This window comes from Streptomyces sp. UNOC14_S4, from assembly GCF_020740835.1.
Classification (GTDB): Bacteria; Actinomycetota; Actinomycetes; order Streptomycetales; family Streptomycetaceae; genus Streptomyces.
In genome coordinates this window covers 1-16,222 of sequence record NZ_JAINFC010000015.1, presented here as the reverse complement: position 1 = coordinate 16,222, position 16,222 = coordinate 1, and the positions used below count along the sequence as shown (strand labels likewise).

Annotated in this window: 15 protein-coding genes; 9 read left to right on the top strand and 6 right to left on the bottom strand. The window is 71.9% G+C overall.

Annotated elements, in window-relative coordinates; translation table 11 throughout:
- Positions 1 to 122: 122 nt before the first annotated feature.
- The 5 genes from K6I34_RS02840 to K6I34_RS02820 all read left to right on the top strand — a co-directional run bounded on the left by K6I34_RS02840 (position 123) and on the right by K6I34_RS02820 (position 5,981).
- Positions 123 to 1,781 (top strand): ABC transporter ATP-binding protein, encoded by a 1,659-nt coding sequence (locus K6I34_RS02840; RefSeq protein WP_229322396.1) that lies wholly within the window; start codon positions 123 to 125, stop codon positions 1,779 to 1,781.
- Positions 1,778 to 2,893 (top strand): ABC transporter permease, encoded by a 1,116-nt coding sequence (locus tag K6I34_RS02835; RefSeq protein WP_229322395.1) that lies wholly within the window; start codon positions 1,778 to 1,780, stop codon positions 2,891 to 2,893. The genes K6I34_RS02840 and K6I34_RS02835 overlap by 4 nt, the downstream gene beginning before the upstream one ends.
- Positions 2,890 to 4,176: an ABC transporter permease gene (locus K6I34_RS02830; RefSeq protein WP_229322394.1), complete on the top strand. Its 1,287-nt coding sequence runs from the start codon at positions 2,890 to 2,892 to the stop codon at positions 4,174 to 4,176. The genes K6I34_RS02835 and K6I34_RS02830 overlap by 4 nt, the downstream gene beginning before the upstream one ends.
- 71 nt (positions 4,177 to 4,247) lie before the next feature.
- Positions 4,248 to 4,592 (top strand): cytidine deaminase, encoded by a 345-nt coding sequence (locus K6I34_RS02825; RefSeq protein WP_229322415.1) that lies wholly within the window; start codon positions 4,248 to 4,250, stop codon positions 4,590 to 4,592.
- 105 nt (positions 4,593 to 4,697) lie between these two features.
- Positions 4,698 to 5,981 carry a thymidine phosphorylase gene (locus K6I34_RS02820; RefSeq protein ID WP_229322414.1) on the top strand — a complete coding sequence of 428 codons (1,284 nt, stop codon included), beginning with the start codon at positions 4,698 to 4,700 and terminating at the stop codon, positions 5,979 to 5,981.
- 144 nt (positions 5,982 to 6,125) lie between these two features.
- On the opposite strand, the gene K6I34_RS02815 is transcribed toward K6I34_RS02820, so the two are convergent.
- A complete protein-coding gene (locus K6I34_RS02815) occupies positions 6,126 to 7,433 on the bottom strand; it encodes an MFS transporter (RefSeq protein ID WP_229322393.1) in 1,308 nt (435 codons plus the stop codon).
- 155 nt (positions 7,434 to 7,588) lie between these two features.
- Between K6I34_RS02815 and K6I34_RS02810 the strand changes: the two genes are divergently transcribed.
- Positions 7,589 to 8,566: a LysR family transcriptional regulator gene (locus K6I34_RS02810; RefSeq protein ID WP_229322392.1), complete on the top strand. Its 978-nt coding sequence runs from the start codon at positions 7,589 to 7,591 to the stop codon at positions 8,564 to 8,566.
- A 211-nt stretch (positions 8,567 to 8,777) separates the two neighbouring features.
- Here K6I34_RS02810 and K6I34_RS02805 read toward each other — a convergent pair whose 3' ends face one another.
- Positions 8,778 to 9,557, bottom strand: coding sequence for an alpha/beta hydrolase (locus tag K6I34_RS02805; RefSeq protein ID WP_229322391.1), 780 nt, complete (start codon positions 9,555 to 9,557; stop codon positions 8,778 to 8,780).
- 102 nt (positions 9,558 to 9,659) lie between these two features.
- On the opposite strand from K6I34_RS02805, the gene K6I34_RS02800 reads away from it, so the two are divergent.
- The gene (locus K6I34_RS02800; RefSeq protein WP_229322390.1) at positions 9,660 to 10,808 is read left to right on the top strand and encodes an adenosine deaminase; all 1,149 of its coding nucleotides are present in this window, start codon (positions 9,660 to 9,662) and stop codon (positions 10,806 to 10,808) included.
- A 157-nt stretch (positions 10,809 to 10,965) separates the two neighbouring features.
- On the top strand, positions 10,966 to 11,451 hold the full coding sequence (locus K6I34_RS02795; protein WP_229322389.1) for a hypothetical protein: 486 nt from the start codon (positions 10,966 to 10,968) through the stop codon (positions 11,449 to 11,451).
- A 99-nt stretch (positions 11,452 to 11,550) separates the two neighbouring features.
- Here the strand turns inward: K6I34_RS02795 and K6I34_RS02790 are convergent, their stop codons facing one another.
- From K6I34_RS02790 to afsQ1, 4 genes are all read right to left on the bottom strand, one after another.
- Positions 11,551 to 12,162 carry a VanZ family protein gene (locus K6I34_RS02790; RefSeq protein WP_229322413.1) on the bottom strand — a complete coding sequence of 204 codons (612 nt, stop codon included), beginning with the start codon at positions 12,160 to 12,162 and terminating at the stop codon, positions 11,551 to 11,553.
- Between the two features lie 133 nt (positions 12,163 to 12,295).
- Positions 12,296 to 12,901 (bottom strand): hypothetical protein, encoded by a 606-nt coding sequence (locus K6I34_RS02785; protein WP_229322388.1) that lies wholly within the window; start codon positions 12,899 to 12,901, stop codon positions 12,296 to 12,298.
- Positions 12,898 to 14,403 carry a HAMP domain-containing sensor histidine kinase gene (locus K6I34_RS02780; protein ID WP_229322387.1) on the bottom strand — a complete coding sequence of 502 codons (1,506 nt, stop codon included), beginning with the start codon at positions 14,401 to 14,403 and terminating at the stop codon, positions 12,898 to 12,900. Before K6I34_RS02780 ends, K6I34_RS02785 begins: the two co-directional genes overlap by 4 nt.
- Before the next feature lie 127 nt (positions 14,404 to 14,530).
- A complete protein-coding gene (afsQ1, locus tag K6I34_RS02775; protein WP_229322412.1) occupies positions 14,531 to 15,208 on the bottom strand; it encodes a two-component system response regulator AfsQ1 in 678 nt (225 codons plus the stop codon).
- Positions 15,209 to 15,403: 195 nt separating this feature from the next.
- On the opposite strand from afsQ1, the gene K6I34_RS02770 reads away from it, so the two are divergent.
- The gene (locus tag K6I34_RS02770; RefSeq protein WP_229322386.1) at positions 15,404 to 16,180 is read left to right on the top strand and encodes a SigE family RNA polymerase sigma factor; all 777 of its coding nucleotides are present in this window, start codon (positions 15,404 to 15,406) and stop codon (positions 16,178 to 16,180) included.
- Positions 16,181 to 16,222: the final 42 nt, after the last annotated feature.

Below are 16,222 nucleotides of genomic sequence, written 5' to 3'. Positions count from 1 at the left end.
CCGCCCTCCCTCCGGAGCCCGCCCGATCCCCGCACGGCCGGCCCGGTTCCTCCCGCTCCCTTCCCCGAGGAGAGTGCGCCATCAAAGCGTCCACAGAACCCAGCGGTACCCCTGCGCCGGCAGTGGAACTCGCGGGTATCACCAAGCGGTTCCCCGGAGTCGTCGCCAACCACGACATCCACCTGACGGTCCGCCGCGGCACCGTCCACGCCCTCTGCGGCGAGAACGGCGCGGGCAAGTCGACCCTGATGAAGATCCTCTACGGCATGCAGAAGCCGGACGAGGGCACCATCACCCTCGACGGGGAGCAGGTCTCCCTGCACTCCCCGGCCGACGCGATCGCCCGCGGCATCGGCATGGTGCACCAGCACTTCATGCTCGCCGACAACCTCACCGTGCTGGAGAACGTCGTCCTCGGCGCCGAGAAGCTGCACGGCATCGGCGGCAGGGCCAAGGCGAAGATCAAGGAGATCTCCGACGCCTACGGGCTCGGCGTCCGCCCGGACGCCCTGGTCGAGGACCTCGGTGTCGCCGACCGCCAGCGCGTGGAGATCCTCAAGGTCCTCTACCGCGGCGCCCGCACGCTGATCCTCGACGAGCCGACCGCCGTCCTCGTGCCGCAGGAGGTCGACGCGCTCTTCGACAACCTGCGCGAGCTCAAGGCGGAGGGCCTGACGGTCATCTTCATCTCGCACAAGCTCGGCGAGGTGCTCTCCGTCGCCGACGACATCACCGTGATCCGCCGCGGCACCACCGTCGGCACCGCGGTGCCCAGCGAGACCACGCCCAAGCAGCTGGCCGAGCTGATGGTCGGCGAGGAACTGCCCTCGCCCGAGACCCGCGAGTCCACGGTCACCGACACGCCGATGCTCACCGTCGACGGGCTGCACCTGTCGGCCACCGACCCCGACGGCGTCGTGCGCGCCGTGCTCGACGGCATCTCCTTCACCATCCACAAGGGCGAGGTCCTCGGCATCGCGGGTGTGGAGGGCAACGGCCAGGCGGAGCTGGTCGAGGCCATCATGGGCATGCGCGACCCCGACGCGGGCACCGTGACCCTCGACGGCACCGACATCAGCCACGTGCCCACGCGCAAGCGGCGCGAGGACGGCATCGGCTACATCCCCGAGGACCGCCACCGCCACGCCCTGCTGCTGGAAGCCCCGCTGTGGGAGAACCGCATCCTCGGCCACGTCACCGAGAAGCCCAACAGCAAGGGCGCGCTCCTCGACCTCAAGGCCGCCCGCGCCGACACCGAGCGCATCGTCCGCGAGTACGACGTGCGCACCCCCGGCATCGAGGTCACCGCGGCCTCCCTGTCCGGCGGCAACCAGCAGAAGCTGATCGTCGGCCGCGAGATGAGCCACGACCCCAAGCTGCTCATCGCCGCGCACCCCACCCGGGGCGTGGACGTCGGCGCGCAGGCGCAGATCTGGGACCAGATCCGCAAGGCGCGCCACGAGGGTCTGGCGGTGCTGCTGATCTCCGCCGACCTGGACGAGCTCATCGGGCTCTCCGACACCCTGCGGGTGATGTTCCGCGGCCGCCTGGTCGCCGACGCCGACCCCGCGAGCATCACGCCGGAGGAGCTCGGCTCCGCCATGACGGGTGCCACCAGCGGCCACCTCGAACACGAGGCGGACGCGGAAGCAGCAGCAGAAGCTGCAGAAGCCGCAGAAGCAGCGCCGGAAACGGCACAGGAAGCAACGCAGGACGACGACGCGTCGGCGGACGACGCGCGCGAGGGACGCGAGGAAGAGGAAGGGGGCGACGGCAAGTGAGCATCACGAAGAAGGTCGACAAGGACAAACTCGTCCTGGGCCTCGCCGCACCGCTGCTGGCCATCGTGGCGGCCGTGGCCATCACTTCGGTGATCATCGGGGTGACCGGCAAGGACCCCTTCCACGCCTACCAGGTGATGGCCGACTACGGGTCGAAGAGCGACTCCCAGGTCTGGATCATCAACAAGGCGGTCCCGTACTACCTGTCCGCGGTGGCCGTCGCCATCGGCTTCCGGATGAACCTCTTCAACATCGGTGTGGACGGCCAGTACCGCATCGCGGCGTTCTTCGCCGCGGTCGTCGGCGGCGCCATGGCGATGCCGGGCATCGTGCAGATCCCCGTGATCATCATCGTGGCGATGGCCGTCGGCGCGATCTGGGCGGGCATCGCCGGTCTGCTGAAGGTGACCCGCGGCGTCAACGAGGTGATCAGCACGATCATGCTCAACGCCATCGCGGGCACGCTCATCGGCTACTTCCTCCAGGACGGGCGGCTCGGCAAGAAGGAGGGCAACATGATCCACACGCCCTCCCTGCCGGACTCCGCCCACTTCTTCGAGTTCCCGACCCAGCCCAAGCCGGTCTACGGCTTCGTGGTCGTCGCGGCCCTCGTGGGCGTCGCCTACTGGTTCGTCCTGAACCGCACGCGCTTCGGTTTCGACCTGCGCACCGTGGGCCTGTCCGAGTCCGCGGCCCAGGCCAGCGGCGTCAACGTCAAGCGCATGGTGATCACCTCGATGGTGATCTCCGGCGCCACCGCGGGCCTCGTCGGCATGCCGACCCTGCTCGGCGTCTCGTACAACTACGGCACCGACTTCCCCGCCGGTATCGGCTTCACCGGTATCGCCATCGCGCTCCTCGGCCGCAACCACCCCATCGGCATGGCCCTCAGCGCCCTCCTCTGGGGCTTCCTGGACCGCACCAGCACCCAGCTGGAGTTCGAGGGATACGCCCAGGAGATCGTCGGCGTGGTCCAGGGCATCATCGTGCTCTGCGTCGTCATCGCCTACGAGGTCGTGCGCCGCTACGGCCTCAAGACCCAGCAGCGGAAGGTCGGCGAGGAGCTCGCCGCCCAGGCCCGCAAGAGCGACAAGGCGGAGGTGTCCGCGTGAGCACGACCTTCACCGCCGCTGTCAGCAACGCGCTGAGCGGCAACAACAAGTCCGGCGGCCGGAGGGTCACCACCCCCGTCGTCCTGCTGGGCATCGCGGCGGCACTCCTGCTGATCTCCGCGCTGCGCGCCGTCACCGGCGCCAACGACCTGACCTCCTCCGGCCAGTTCGGCGGCGCGCTCGCCGCGGCCGTGCCGATCGGCCTCGCCGGTCTCGGCGGCCTGTGGGCCGAGCGCGCGGGCGTCGTCAACATCGGCCTCGAAGGCATGATGATGCTCGGCACCTTCTGCGCCGGCTGGATGGGCTGGCAGCACGGCCCCTGGATCGCGGCCCTCGCCGGTGTCCTCGGCGGCGCGCTCGGCGGCCTCGTGCACGCCGTCGCGACCGTCACCTTCGGCGCCGACCACATCATCTCCGGTGTCGCCATCAACATCCTGGCGCTCGGCGTCACGCAGTACCTCGCCAAGATGACCTTCGGCGCGGAGGGCAGCGCCGCCCAGCGGGCGGGCGGCAACGACAAGCAGTCGCCCGTCATGGCGAACATGCCCGACTTCTCCATCCCGGGCCTGTCCGACTGGCTGAACAGCGTCGAGAAGCACCACTGGTTCCTCGTCTCGGACCTCGCGGGCATCGCCGACGGCCTGGTCACCGACGTGTCCTGGCTGACGATCGTCGCCGTGCTGCTCTTCGTCGGCACCTTCTTCGTGCTGTGGCGCTCGGGCTTCGGCCTGCGCCTGCGCTCCTGCGGCGAGAGCCCGGTCGCCGCCGAGTCCCTCGGCGTCAACGTCTACACGTACAAGTACGTGGCCGTGATCGTCTCCGGCGCCCTCGCGGGCCTCGGCGGCGCGTTCCTCGCCATCGGCACGCACATGTACTCCGACGGCCAGACCGGCGGCCGCGGCTACATCGGTCTCGCGACCATGATCTCCGGCAACTGGCGGCCGGGCGGCGTCGCGATGAGCGCGGGCCTGTTCGGCTTCATGGACAGCCTCCAGCTGCGCTCCGGCGGCTCGACCGTCCACGCGCTGCTGCTGCTCCTCGCCGTGCTGCTGGTCGGCCTCGCCGCCTGGCGCTTCAAGATGGGCAAGCCCCGGGTCGCGATCGTCTCCGGCGCCCTCGCCGCCGCGCTGGTCCTCTGGTACGTGCTCACCAAGACGGTGCCGGGCGAGTTCGTCGACGCCACCCCGTACGTCGCGACGCTGCTCGTGCTGTCCTTCTCCGCACAGCGCCTGCGCATGCCGAAGGCGAACGGCAAGCCCTACCGGAAGGGGCAGGGCAAGTGAGCACTCCCGTCGACCCCTCCGTCGACCCCTCCATCGACTGGGAGTACCTGCGGACGCGGGCCCGGGACGCGATGTCCCGGGCCTACGCCCCGTACTCCGACTTCCCCGTCGGTGCCGCGGCCCTCGTGGACGACGGCCGCACCGTCACCGGCTGCAACGTGGAGAACGCCGCGTACGGCGTCGCCCTGTGCGCCGAGTGCGGGCTGATCTCCGAGCTGTTCTCCTCCGGCGGCGGCCGACTGGTGGCCTTCACCTGTTGCGACCGCAAGGGCAATGTGCTGATGCCCTGCGGCCGCTGCCGCCAGCTGCTGTGGGAGCACGGCGGCCCGGAACTGGCGGTGGACACCACCACCGGCATCCGCCCGCTGTCCGACCTGCTGCCCGATGCGTTTGGCCCTGCCGACCTGAATCGCTGAGGATGTCCTTAAGCGCCGCACCGCGTATGACTGCTCATGCGCGGTGCGGGTCACTTTCCGGCATCGCGTCCGGGAAGCCTGAGGACGCACGAACTTAAGGAAAATCTGCTGATGGACGCCATTTCCGTAATCCGCACCAAGCGCGACCGCGGTCGTCTCACCGACGAGCAGATCGACTGGATCATCGACGCGTACACCCGCGGCGAGGTCGCCGACGAGCAGATGTCCTCGCTCGCCATGGCCATCCTGCTCAACGGCATGGACCGGGCCGAGATCGCCCGCTGGACCGCCGCGATGATCAAGTCCGGCGAGCGGATGGACTTCTCCTCGCTCCCGATGCCCACCTCGGACAAGCACTCCACCGGCGGCGTCGGCGACAAGATCACCCTGCCGCTGGCCCCCCTCGTCGCCGCGTGCGGCGCGGCCGTCCCGCAGCTCTCCGGCCGCGGCCTCGGCCACACCGGCGGCACCCTCGACAAGCTGGAGTCCATCCCCGGCTGGCGCGCCCTGCTCTCCAACGACGAGATGATGGACGTCCTGCGCAACGTCGGCTCCGTCATCTGCGCCGCGGGCGACGGCCTCGCCCCGGCCGACAAGAAGCTCTACGCGCTGCGCGACGTCACCGGCACGGTCGAGGCGATCCCGCTGATCGCCTCCTCCATCATGTCCAAGAAGATCGCCGAGGGCACGGGCTCGCTCGTCCTCGACGTCAAGGTCGGCTCCGGCGCGTTCATGAAGAACATCGACGACGCCCGCGAGCTCGCCTCCACCATGGTCGGCCTCGGCACGGACCACGGCGTGAAGACCGTGGCCCTCCTGACGGACATGTCCACCCCGCTCGGCCTCACCGCGGGCAACGCCCTGGAGGTCCGCGAGTCCGTCGAGGTCCTCGCCGGCGGCGGCCCCGCCGACGTCGTCGAGCTGACCGTCGCCCTCGCGCGCGAGATGCTCGACGCGGCCGGCATCAAGGACGCCGACCCGGCCAAGGCGCTCAAGGACGGCTCCGCGATGGACCACTGGCGCCGCATGATCCAGGCCCAGGGCGGCGACCCGGACGCGGCCCTGCCGGTCGCCCGCGAGCAGCACGTCGTCACCGCCTCCGCGAGCGGTGTCCTCACCGCCCTCGACGCCTACGCCGTCGGCGTCTCCGCCTGGCGCCTCGGCGCGGGCCGCGCCCGCAAGGAGGACGCGGTCCAGGCGGGCGCGGGCATCGAGATGCACGCCAAGCCGGGCGACAAGGTGACCGCGGGCCAGCCCCTGCTGACCCTGCACACCGACACCCCGGAGAAGTTCGACTACGCCTTGGCCGCGCTGGACGGCGGCGTCGAGATCTCCCCGGAGGGCACCGGCTTCACGCCGAAGCCGATCGTGCTCGACCGCATCGCCTGACGCGTCTGACGCGTCTACTCACGCGTCACGACCGACCCTCGCGGACGCCGCAGCCGTACGCGAGGGGTACGACGAAGGGGCCGTCCCACCAGGACAGGTGGTGGGACGGCCCCTTCGGGCTTTGTACGGTGCCCGGGGTACGGGTCAGGCGCGGCGGGCGGTGGCCGCGCGCCGGGCCACCAGGGCCTGGCGGGTCGCGTAGAGGGTGATCGAGCCCGCCGCCACCATCGCGGCCAGGCCCAGCACCACCGTGCCGTCCCAGCCCGCGCTGCGGAAGGCCAGCGCGCCCAGCGTGCCGCCCAGCGAACTGCCCAGGTAGTACGCCGTCTGGTAGAGCGCGGACGCCTGGGCGCGGCCCGTCTTCGCGGTGCGGCTGACCGAGGAGGACGCCACCGCGTGGCCCGCGAAGAAGCCCGCCGTGATCAGCACCAGCCCCGCCAGCACCGCGCCCAGCGAGTCCGACAGCGACAGCAGCAGGCCCAGCGTCGTCGTGCCCATCGCCAGGTACAGCGCCCCGCGCCGCCCCAGCCTGCCGACCAGCTTCCCGGCCGCGGCCGACGAGACCGTACCGACCAGGTAGACCAGGAAGATCGAGCCCACGACGCCCTGCGGCAGCGAGAACGGGGCCTCCGCCAGCCGGTATCCGATCACCGTGTAGACCGCGCCGAAGACGGTCATGAAGAGCGCGCCGATCGCGTACAGCCGCCGCAGCAGCGGATCGGACAGGTGCCCGCCGACCGTACGGGCCAGGGCCCGCGGCGACACGGCGGCCGGCGTGAAGTGCCGCGCCTTGGGGATCAGCAGCCGGAACACCACCGTGCAGACCACCGCCATGACACCCACCGCGGCGAGACCGGCCCGCCAGCCCCAGGCCTGCGCCGCCCAGCCCGCGACGATGCGGCCGGACATGCCGCCCAGGCTGTTGCCCGCCACGAACAGACCGATCGCGCCGATCAGCGCCCTGGCGCTCACCTCCTCCGCGAGGTACGCCATCGCCGAGGCGGGCAGCCCCGCCAGCGCGGCACCCTGCACGGCGCGCAGCCCCACCAGCCAGCCCAGACTCGGGGCGAACGGCACCAGCAGGGACAGCACCGCGGCCACACAGAGGGAGGCCGTCATCATGGTGCGCCGCCCGTAGCGCTCCGACAGGGCGCTCAACGGGACGACGGCGACGGCGAGTCCGCCGGTCGCGGCGGAGACGGACCAGCTCGCCTGATCCGGCGTCACCCCGAGGTCGTCGGAGATCGCGGGCAGGAGCGCCTGCGTCGAGTAGAGAAGGGCGAAGGTGGCGACACCCGCGGCGAAGAGCGCGAGGCTCGTCCTGCGGTAGCCGGGCCCGCCGGGCACCAGCTTCTGATCGTCATCGTCGGAGGAGGAAAAGGCAGGGGACGACAGGGGAGAGGCACCCGAACGCACGACGGCGACGGATGCCCCGGTATCTGCGGGAGGCATGTCTCGACCGTAGGCACGTCCCGCTCATGCGTCCAATGCACAAAATCGCGATAATCGATCCTGTGGAGCATGAACGCAGGTCAGGGCCTCCTCTGTCACCGATCGGCAACGAAAGCGTGACGCGGAATTTTGACAGCCCGATAACGACCGCCCCGATGACGAGCGCCCCGATAACGGCCGCAAAGCCCAAGGCCAAGCCCGCCAAGCCCGAGGTCCTCGACATCGAGGCGGACTCCTGGGCGGCCACCCTCACCCCGCGTCTCGCGCAGTTCGTGGCCGTCGCCCGGCACGAGCACGTCACCCGCGCGGCCCACCGGTTGGCGATGCCGCAGTCCACGCTCAGCCGCTCCATGGCGCGCCTGGAGGCGGACCTGGGCGTCGCGCTCTTCGCCCGCCACGGCCGCACGCTCTCCCTCACCGCCGGGGGCCGCGCCTTCCTCGCCTCCGTCGAACGGGCCCTCGCCGAGGTCGACCGCGCCGCCGAGTCCGTACGGGCCGACGCCGACCCCAGCGGCGGCAAGGTGGCCTTCGGCTTCCTGCACACCCTCGGCTCCGAGACCGTGCCCGAGCTGATCCGCGCCTTCCGCGCCGACCAGCCGCGCGTCCGCTTCCAGCTCGTCCAGAACTACGGCGAGGCCATGCTGGAGCGCCTGCGCTCCGGCGACCTCGACCTGTGCCTGACCTCGCCGGTGCCGGACGCGCCCGACCTCGTCGGCCGCCGCCTCGACGAACAGAAGCTCCGGCTCGTCGTGCCCGACGACCACCGGCTCGCCACGCGCAAACGGGTACGGCTCGCCGAGGCCGCGTCCGAGCTCTTCGTGACCCTCGAACCGGGGTACGGGCTGCGGCGCATCACCGACACGCTGTGCGCGGAGGCGGGGTTCACCCCGAAGATCGCCTTCGAGGGCGAGGACCCGGAGACGCTGCGGGGGCTTGTCGCGGCGGGGCTGGGCGTGGGGCTCCTGCCGCCGCCGGCCGTGCCGCGGCCGGGCGTGGTCGAGCTGACGGTCACGGCGCCGCGGGCGGTACGCGAGATCGGCGTGGCGTGGCTGGAGGGCCACCCCGACACGGCGCCGGTGGCGGCGTTCAAACGCTTCCTGCTCTCGCGCCGGGGCCAGCTCCTGCCGCGCTGACGGGGCGCCCCGTCGGGTTGCGGCCGGTGGTCCGGTTGTGCCCACCCGTTCCGCCGTGCGGAACGCCTGCCCACAACCGGGGTGAGGCGGGAGTTCGGCCGACGGGACGCGCCCCGTCAGGGGCGCGGGGAACTGCGCGACAAGCCCCCACCGCACCCGCAGCCGCCGCGCGCAGCGCAAGACGCACCCCAATAGGCGTACCGGACCACGGTCAATACCCCAGCGACCCCCCGAAGCCGGATGCCAGCGGCATCCGTAGTCCGAGAGGCGGCGGAGCCGCCAGCGCGTCGGCGACCGGCCGGGCGTAGTGGCGCCCGAAGAGGGAGCCGAGGACGAAATCCACGGCCAGGGACAGCACTTCGGAGCGATGCTGCCGCAGGCCGTGCCCGTCCGAGTGGACCTCGAAGCGGCACACGTCCCGGTTCACCTTCTTCGCCCGCTCGGCGAGCCGGAACGACAGATCGGGGTCCGTGCGCTCATCGTTGGTGCCGTGCACCAGCAGCACCCGCCGCCCCGTGAGCTGCCGCACCGGGTCGGGGTCGAGCACCGCCTCCGGCTCCGGCAGCCAAGGGGCCAGGGCCAGGACGGAGGTGACGGCCGGATGCCCCGCGGCACGCAGGGCGGCCCGCCCGCCCATGTCCGTACCGACCAGGCACACCGGCACGTCGCCGTAGAGCCGCACGGCCTCGTCCGCCGCCCAGTGCGCGTCCCGCACCGGGTCGGCCGCGGAACCGTTCCAGCCGCGGTGGCGGTAGCGGACGACATGGACGACGAGCCCCTCCGCCGCGCCCACGCGGGCGAGCCGCCGCACCAGCGGCCGCTGCGCGGCGAGCGCCCGTACCGACGGCGGCCGTGCCCCGGTCGGCGGCCCGCCGGGCAGCAGCAGGGCGACGCCGTGCACGGAGTGCTCCGTTCCTACGGGTTTTCCCAGACGGGGAACGCCCGTTCCGGGCCCTTCGGGGCCCCGTTGCGGAAGCGCTTGCTCAGGCATGGCAGAACGATGGCAGAACGCCGCGCGGTGTCCACCCCGCCGATGGGTCACCGTTCCGTATCGTTCGCCGATATCTACGCGCGTAGGGGCTAGAGTGCGGCAATGACGACCGAGACCACCTCCCCTCTCCCGAATCTCCCGAACTCCGAGCAGATTCGTCGCGCCCCCAAGGTGTTGCTCCACGACCACCTGGACGGCGGTCTGCGCCCCGGCACGATCGTCGACCTGGCCCGCGAGACCGGTTACGACGCGCTGCCCGAGACCGACCCGGACAAGCTGGGCGTCTGGTTCCGTGAAGCCGCCGACTCCGGCTCGCTGGAGCGCTACCTGGAGACCTTCGCGCACACCTGCGCCGTGATGCAGACCCGCGAGGCACTGGTCCGGGTGGCCGCCGAGTGCGCCGAGGACCTGGCGGAGGACGGCGTCGTCTACGCGGAGGTGCGCTACGCGCCCGAGCAGCACCTGGAGGCCGGGCTCTCCCTCGAAGAGGTCGTCGAGGCCGTGAACGAGGGCTTCCGCCTGGGCGAGCGCCGGGCCCGCGAGAACGGCCACCGCATCCGCGTGGGCGCGCTGCTCACGGCCATGCGGCACGCCGCCCGCGCCCTGGAGATCGCCGAACTCGCCAACCGCTACCGCGACTCGGGCGTCGTCGGCTTCGACATCGCGGGCGCCGAGGCGGGCTTCCCTCCCACCCGCCACCTGGACGCCTTCGAGTACCTCAAGCGCGAGAACAACCACTTCACCATCCACGCGGGCGAGGCGTTCGGCCTGCCGTCGATCTGGCAGGCGCTCCAGTGGTGCGGCGCGGACCGCCTCGGGCACGGCGTGCGCATCATCGACGACATCCAGATCGCCGAGGACGGCACGGTCAAGCTGGGCCGGCTGGCCAGCTACGTCCGGGACAAGCGCATCCCCCTGGAGATGTGCCCGACCTCGAACCTCCAGACCGGCGCCGCCGCCTCCTACGAGGAGCACCCGATCGGGCTGCTGCGCAAACTGCGTTTCCGTACGACGGTCAACACCGACAACCGGCTCATGAGCGGCACCAGCATGAGCCGCGAATTCGAGCACCTGGTCAAGGCGTTCGGCTACGACCTCGGTGACATGGAATGGATGACCGTCAACGCGATGAAGTCCGCATTCATCCCATTCGATGAACGTCTGGCAATGATCAACGACGTCGTCAAGCCCGGATACGCCGAGCTGAGGTCGGAGTGGCTGTTCCGGCAGACGGCGACGGAAACCGCCTGACCAGCAATTCTCTTTGCCGTCGCAACCGACGGTGAAACCACGGGGAAAAGCCCCGACACGGCCGGGACTTCAGGTCCCGGCCGTGTCATTCATTGCGGTTCGCCGGAACTCGTGACTAGGTTGCCTCAAAATTCCCCCGTCGCGAGGAAAGACTCAGATGAAGCAGGGAACCATCAAGACTCTCGGTGCCGCCGTGCTCGGTGTCGCCTTCGCCGCCACCGCGGCGGGCAACGCCGCGGCCGTCGGTACCGCGAACGCCGTGGAGACGGTCACCGGCACCGTCAAGACCACGATGGGTGGGCTGCCCATTCAGCAGGCCGCGAAGCTCGCCCCGGCCGGTGGCCCCGTCATCGCCGCCGCGGACCGCGCCGTCCAGAGCGGCATCCTGAAGGGCCCCTCCCAGGCGGTGGACAAGGCCCTGGCGCCCAACCTCCCGAAGACCCCCGAGCTCGTCCCGCAGCACAAGGCCGCCCCGGCCGACAACGGCGGCGGCCAGGTCAGCAGCACCCCCGCCGGCGGCGGCCCTACCAACGGCGGCCCCGTCAACGGCGCCCCCAAGGTGAACCAGTCCGGCAACAAGGGCCTGCTGGGCGGCCTGCCGCTGCCCACCAACGGCCTGCCCCTGCCGGCCCTCGGCGGCTGACCCCGCCTCCCCGTACGCGACGGCGGGCCGCGCACCCTCTGCACCGGGGTGCGCGGCCCGCCGCGCTTCGCACGCTTCTCCGTTCTCGCATGTCCTCCGTCAGGGAGCGACACGCACCCTCGGCACCGCCGGGGGTGCCGTCGTGGCGGCCGCCCGTTCGGGTTCCTCACGGCGGCGGGACGCCGCCCCCCGCCTCTCGCCGTGCTCACCGTGCCCACTGGGGCGCCCGCCGCCGTGCCCGGCGTACCTGCGCCGCAGCCGGGCCCGTGCCGCGGGCACCACCGCCAGGTGCGCCACCGCGACCCCCGCCACGTTCAGCAGCAGCGCGTCCACGTCCAGCACCTGGCCCACCACGCCGCTCCGCACCACCTGGAGCCCCAGCGACAGCATCGCCGCGGTGAAGACCGTGCGGGTCAGCGAGCCCAGCGACGAGGCGGTGATCCGGCCCCTCGCCCACGGCAGCAGCACGCCCAGCGGCGCCAGCGGCAGCATGCCCGTCCCGATCGCCCGCGTCGCCTCCCAGGGGGAGAGCGCCAGATCGGCACGGATCGTAGCCAGCGGCTCCAGCGGCGCCGCCGTCACCCACGGCGCCGTGAGCGGACGCAGGGCCAGCCAGCCGACAGCCAGGAGATGGGCGACGAGCAGCACACACCCCGCGGCGCGGTAGCGGTATCGGAGGGCGGGCGTACCGCCGTAACCATGACCCTGCACGCCCCACAGGACGCGGGGTGCCCACCGTCCGGTTCCGCTCACGGCAACGGAGAGTGGCGGCGCGCGACGGCGTGTCCGCCCCGGCGTACCCGGCCCGGCGTACCCCGGCGGACCTCGGCGTCCGCCCCGCGGATCACGACACCGGCGAGCCGCTGATGTCCGCGGTGTCCGGATGCGTCCGCATCTCCTCGGTGCACGCGTAGCTCTGCGGCCGCGCGTCACCCGGACCGCCCAGCACCACCGTCCGCTTGCCGTCGGCCGCGGCCGTGCCCACGAACGAGCACACCACCTGCGCCAGCGCCACCTGCGGCAGGTCCCCGGGCTCGCGGCCCAGCCGCAGGGTGCCCGCCGGGTCGCCCGGCCGCGGCCCCGAGACCGACAGCCGCTGCGGCACGGCGGTGACCAGACCGGCCTCCGCCTCCTCCGTGGGCGGTGTGCGCCGCAGCTCGTCGAGGAGCGTGCGCGCGACGACCGTCGCGTCGTCCGGCGTGGTCGGCAGCGGGACCCGGCGCGTCACCGGGACGAGCTGCGAGGCGCACTCCAGCTGCACGGACACCGTGGTCAGGCCCGTACCGGCGCTCGGCTCCGGCCGCGCGACGCACGACGCCCGGGAGGGCGCGCCCCCCGCGTCCACGGGCACGGCGGTGCCGCGGATGCCGCACGCGGAGAGCACGGGAAGGGAGCCGGCCAGCGTCAGCGCCAGGACGGCGGTACGGATCCGCACGTTTCCGGTTCTCACTTTCCGTCCTCCTGTGCCCGCTCCCCGCCCTGCCCGTCGGCGGGCAGGGCGGCACCGTCGCCGTCCGCCGGGCCCCCGTCCAGCGGGAGGGTCAGCGTGAAGACCGCACCGCCCTCGGGGGAGTTGGCGGCCGTGATCGCACCGCCGTGGATGTGCGCGTTCTCCAGGGCGATCGACAGGCCCAGACCGCTGCCCTCGGACCGCGGCCGGGACGCGCTCGCCTTGTAGAAGCGGTCGAAGACGTGCGGCAGGACGTCCTCCGGGATGCCCGGGCCGTGGTCGCGCACCGCGATCCGCAGCGTGTCGCCCTCCGTCCGCACCGAGACCCGCACGGGCGACCCGCCGTGCTTGAGCGCGTTGCCGATGAGGTTGGCGAGGATGACGTCGAGGCGACGGGGGTCCAGGCGCGCCATGATGCCGCGGTCGGCGTCGAGCTCGACCGCGTCCAGCCACGCCCGCGCGTCGATGCACGCCGTGATCTGGTCGGCGATGTCCACGTCGTCCAGCACCAGCCGGGCCGTGCCCGCGTCGAAGCGGGTGACCTCCATCAGATTCTCCACCAGGTCGTTCAGCCGCCGGGTCTCGCTCACCACGAGCTGCACCGCGGGCGCGATCATGGGGTCGAGGTTGTCCGCCTCGTCCTCCAGCACCTCCGTGACGGCGGTGATCGCCGTCAGCGGCGTCCGCAGCTCGTGCGACATGTCGGCGACGAAGCGACGGCTCGCGGACTCCCGGGCGCTCAGCTCCTCGACCCGCTTCTGCAGCGACTCCGCGGTCCGGTTGAAGGTGCGCGACAGGTCGGCCAGCTCGTCCGTACCCGACACCTCCAGACGCGTGTCCAGCTTCCCCTCGCCCAGCCGCCGCGCCGCGTCGCCCAGCCGCTGCACGGGCCGCAGCACCGTGGACGCGGCCGCCTGCGCGAGCAGCGCGGAGCCGATCAGCGCGAGGCCGGTGGCGATGCCCAGCGACCAGGCCAGCGAGTTCAGGTCCTCGCGCTCGTTCTCCAGCGACTTCAGCAGATAGCCCGTCGGGCCGCCGCCGATCACCTTGGCGCCGCCGATCAGGTACGGCTTGCCGCCGAGGGTGATCCGCTGCCAGTACAGGTGGTACGCGTAACGGTTCGAGTCGTCGATCCGGCGCTCGCGGTTGACCGCCGCCCGCAGCGACTCGGGCACGACCTTCAGCGTGAACAGGTCACGGTCGGAGGGCGCCGCGCAGTCACCGCTGCCGGTCTTGCCGATCAGCAGCACCTCGTACTTCTGCGAGGTCGCCGCCATCCGGTCCGCGGCCGCCTGGAGCTCCTGGCAGGTCGGCTGCAGCGGCAGCGAACCGGTGTTGTCCTGCAACGACTTGCGGAAGTCGTCGAGCGCGGCGTCCTGGGTACGGGTCAGCACCGCGTCCCGGTTCAGCCAGTACGCGATACCGGAGGCGGAGACCGCGGCGGCGAGCGCGACGAGCGCGAAGACCAGCATCAGCCGCAGCCGCAGGCTGATCCAGCGCATGCTGAGCTTCACGACGCTCGTGGCCGCCGTCCAGCCCCTTCCCCGACCGGCCTGAAGTGTCACGGTGTGCTCTCTGTGTGCTGTTGTGGCGTGCTGTGGCGGGCTGTGCTGTGGAGTGCGGGAGCGGTCACTGCGGGGCGTCAAGGCGGTAGCCGACGCCGCGGACCGTACGGATGAGGGTCGGCGAGGACGGCACGTCCTCGACCTTGGCGCGCAGCCGCTGCACGCAGGCGTCCACCAGCCGCGAGTCGCCCAGGTAGTCGTGCTCCCAGACCAGCCGCAGCAGCTGCTGGCGCGACAGCGCCTGCCCCGGACGGCGGCTGAGCTCCAGCAGCAGCCGCAGCTCGGTCGGCGTCAGCTGGAGGTCCTCGCCGTTCTTGGTGACCGTCATCGCGGCCCGGTCGATGACCAGCGAACCGAACGACGCGGAGTCGTTGGACTCCCGCTCGCCGCGGCGCAGCACCGCCCGGATGCGGGCGTCGAGCACCCGGCCCTGCACGGGCTTGACGACATAGTCGTCCGCACCCGACTCCAGGCCCACGACGACGTCGATGTCGTCGCTGCGCGCGGTCAGCAGGATGATCGGCAACTGGTCCGTGCGGCGGATGCGCCGGCACACCTCGAAACCGTCGATACCGGGCAGCATGACGTCCAGCACGATCAGGTCCGGCCGCTGCTCGCGCAGCATCTTCAGGCCCTCTTCGCCCGACGCCGCGGTCACCACACGGTGACCCTGGCGGGACAGGGAGAACTCGAGAGCCGTCCGGATGGCGTCGTCGTCCTCGATCAGCAACAGGAAAGGCACGTCGGTCATTCTGGCCTACGACTGGCCGGTAGTTCGACCGAAGCCGTCCCGCCCCACCGCTCCGGGCCTGTTGCAAGGCTGTGACAGTCGGCGGACGGCGTCATGAAACTGGCCCGGCAGGCTGAAGTCATCGGGCAGAAGCGACGGCCCGGCGACACGACGGACCGAGCTGGCTCCACCGACGGGGGGCGCGAGATGAACACACTGCACAGCACGATGACGAGCGCAGTCATTCGCACGCGCCTGCACGACGTCGGCCGGAGCCCGGAGAAGTCCGGTGCCGTGGGCGGGCGGGGGTGCGCCCGCGGCACCGGACGTGTTCGTCCGCCCTACATGGTGGCGATCGACGCGATCACGTACGGCCGGCCCGTGACGGCCTTGGGGGAGGCCGCTGCGGAACAGCCCGCGGAGAAGCAGCCGCAGGCCGCCGCCCGCACGAAGCAGGCCGACACCGAGGCCGCCTTCACCGCGTACGTCCAGGAGCGCCGGGCGTCGCTGTACGCGACCGCCTACCACCTGACGGGCGACCGGCACGAGGCCGAGGACCTGCTGCAGAGCGCGCTGTTCTCCACGTACCGCGCCTGGGACCGGATCACGGACAAGGCGGCCGTCGGCGGCTACCTGCGCCGCACGATGACCAACCTGCACATCAGCGCCTGGCGCCGCCGGAAGCTGAACGAGTACCCGACCGAGGAACTGCCGGAGACCGTCGGCGAGACCGACGCGATGCGCGGCACCGAGCTGCGCGCCGTCCTCTGGCAGGCGCTGGCCCGGCTGCCCGAGCTCCAGCGCACGATGCTCGTCCTGCGCTACTACGAGGGCCGTACGGACCCGGAGATCGCCGAGATCCTCGACATCAGCGTCGGCACGGTCAAGAGCAGCATCTGGCGCTCCCTGCGCCGGCTGCGTGACGACGAGGTCATCGGCTCCGGCCGGGAGATGTCGGAGTCGTTCGGCGAGCTGGTGGCCTGAGGAAGGCCGGGGGAGGAACACACGGGGGACCACGGGGGGAAC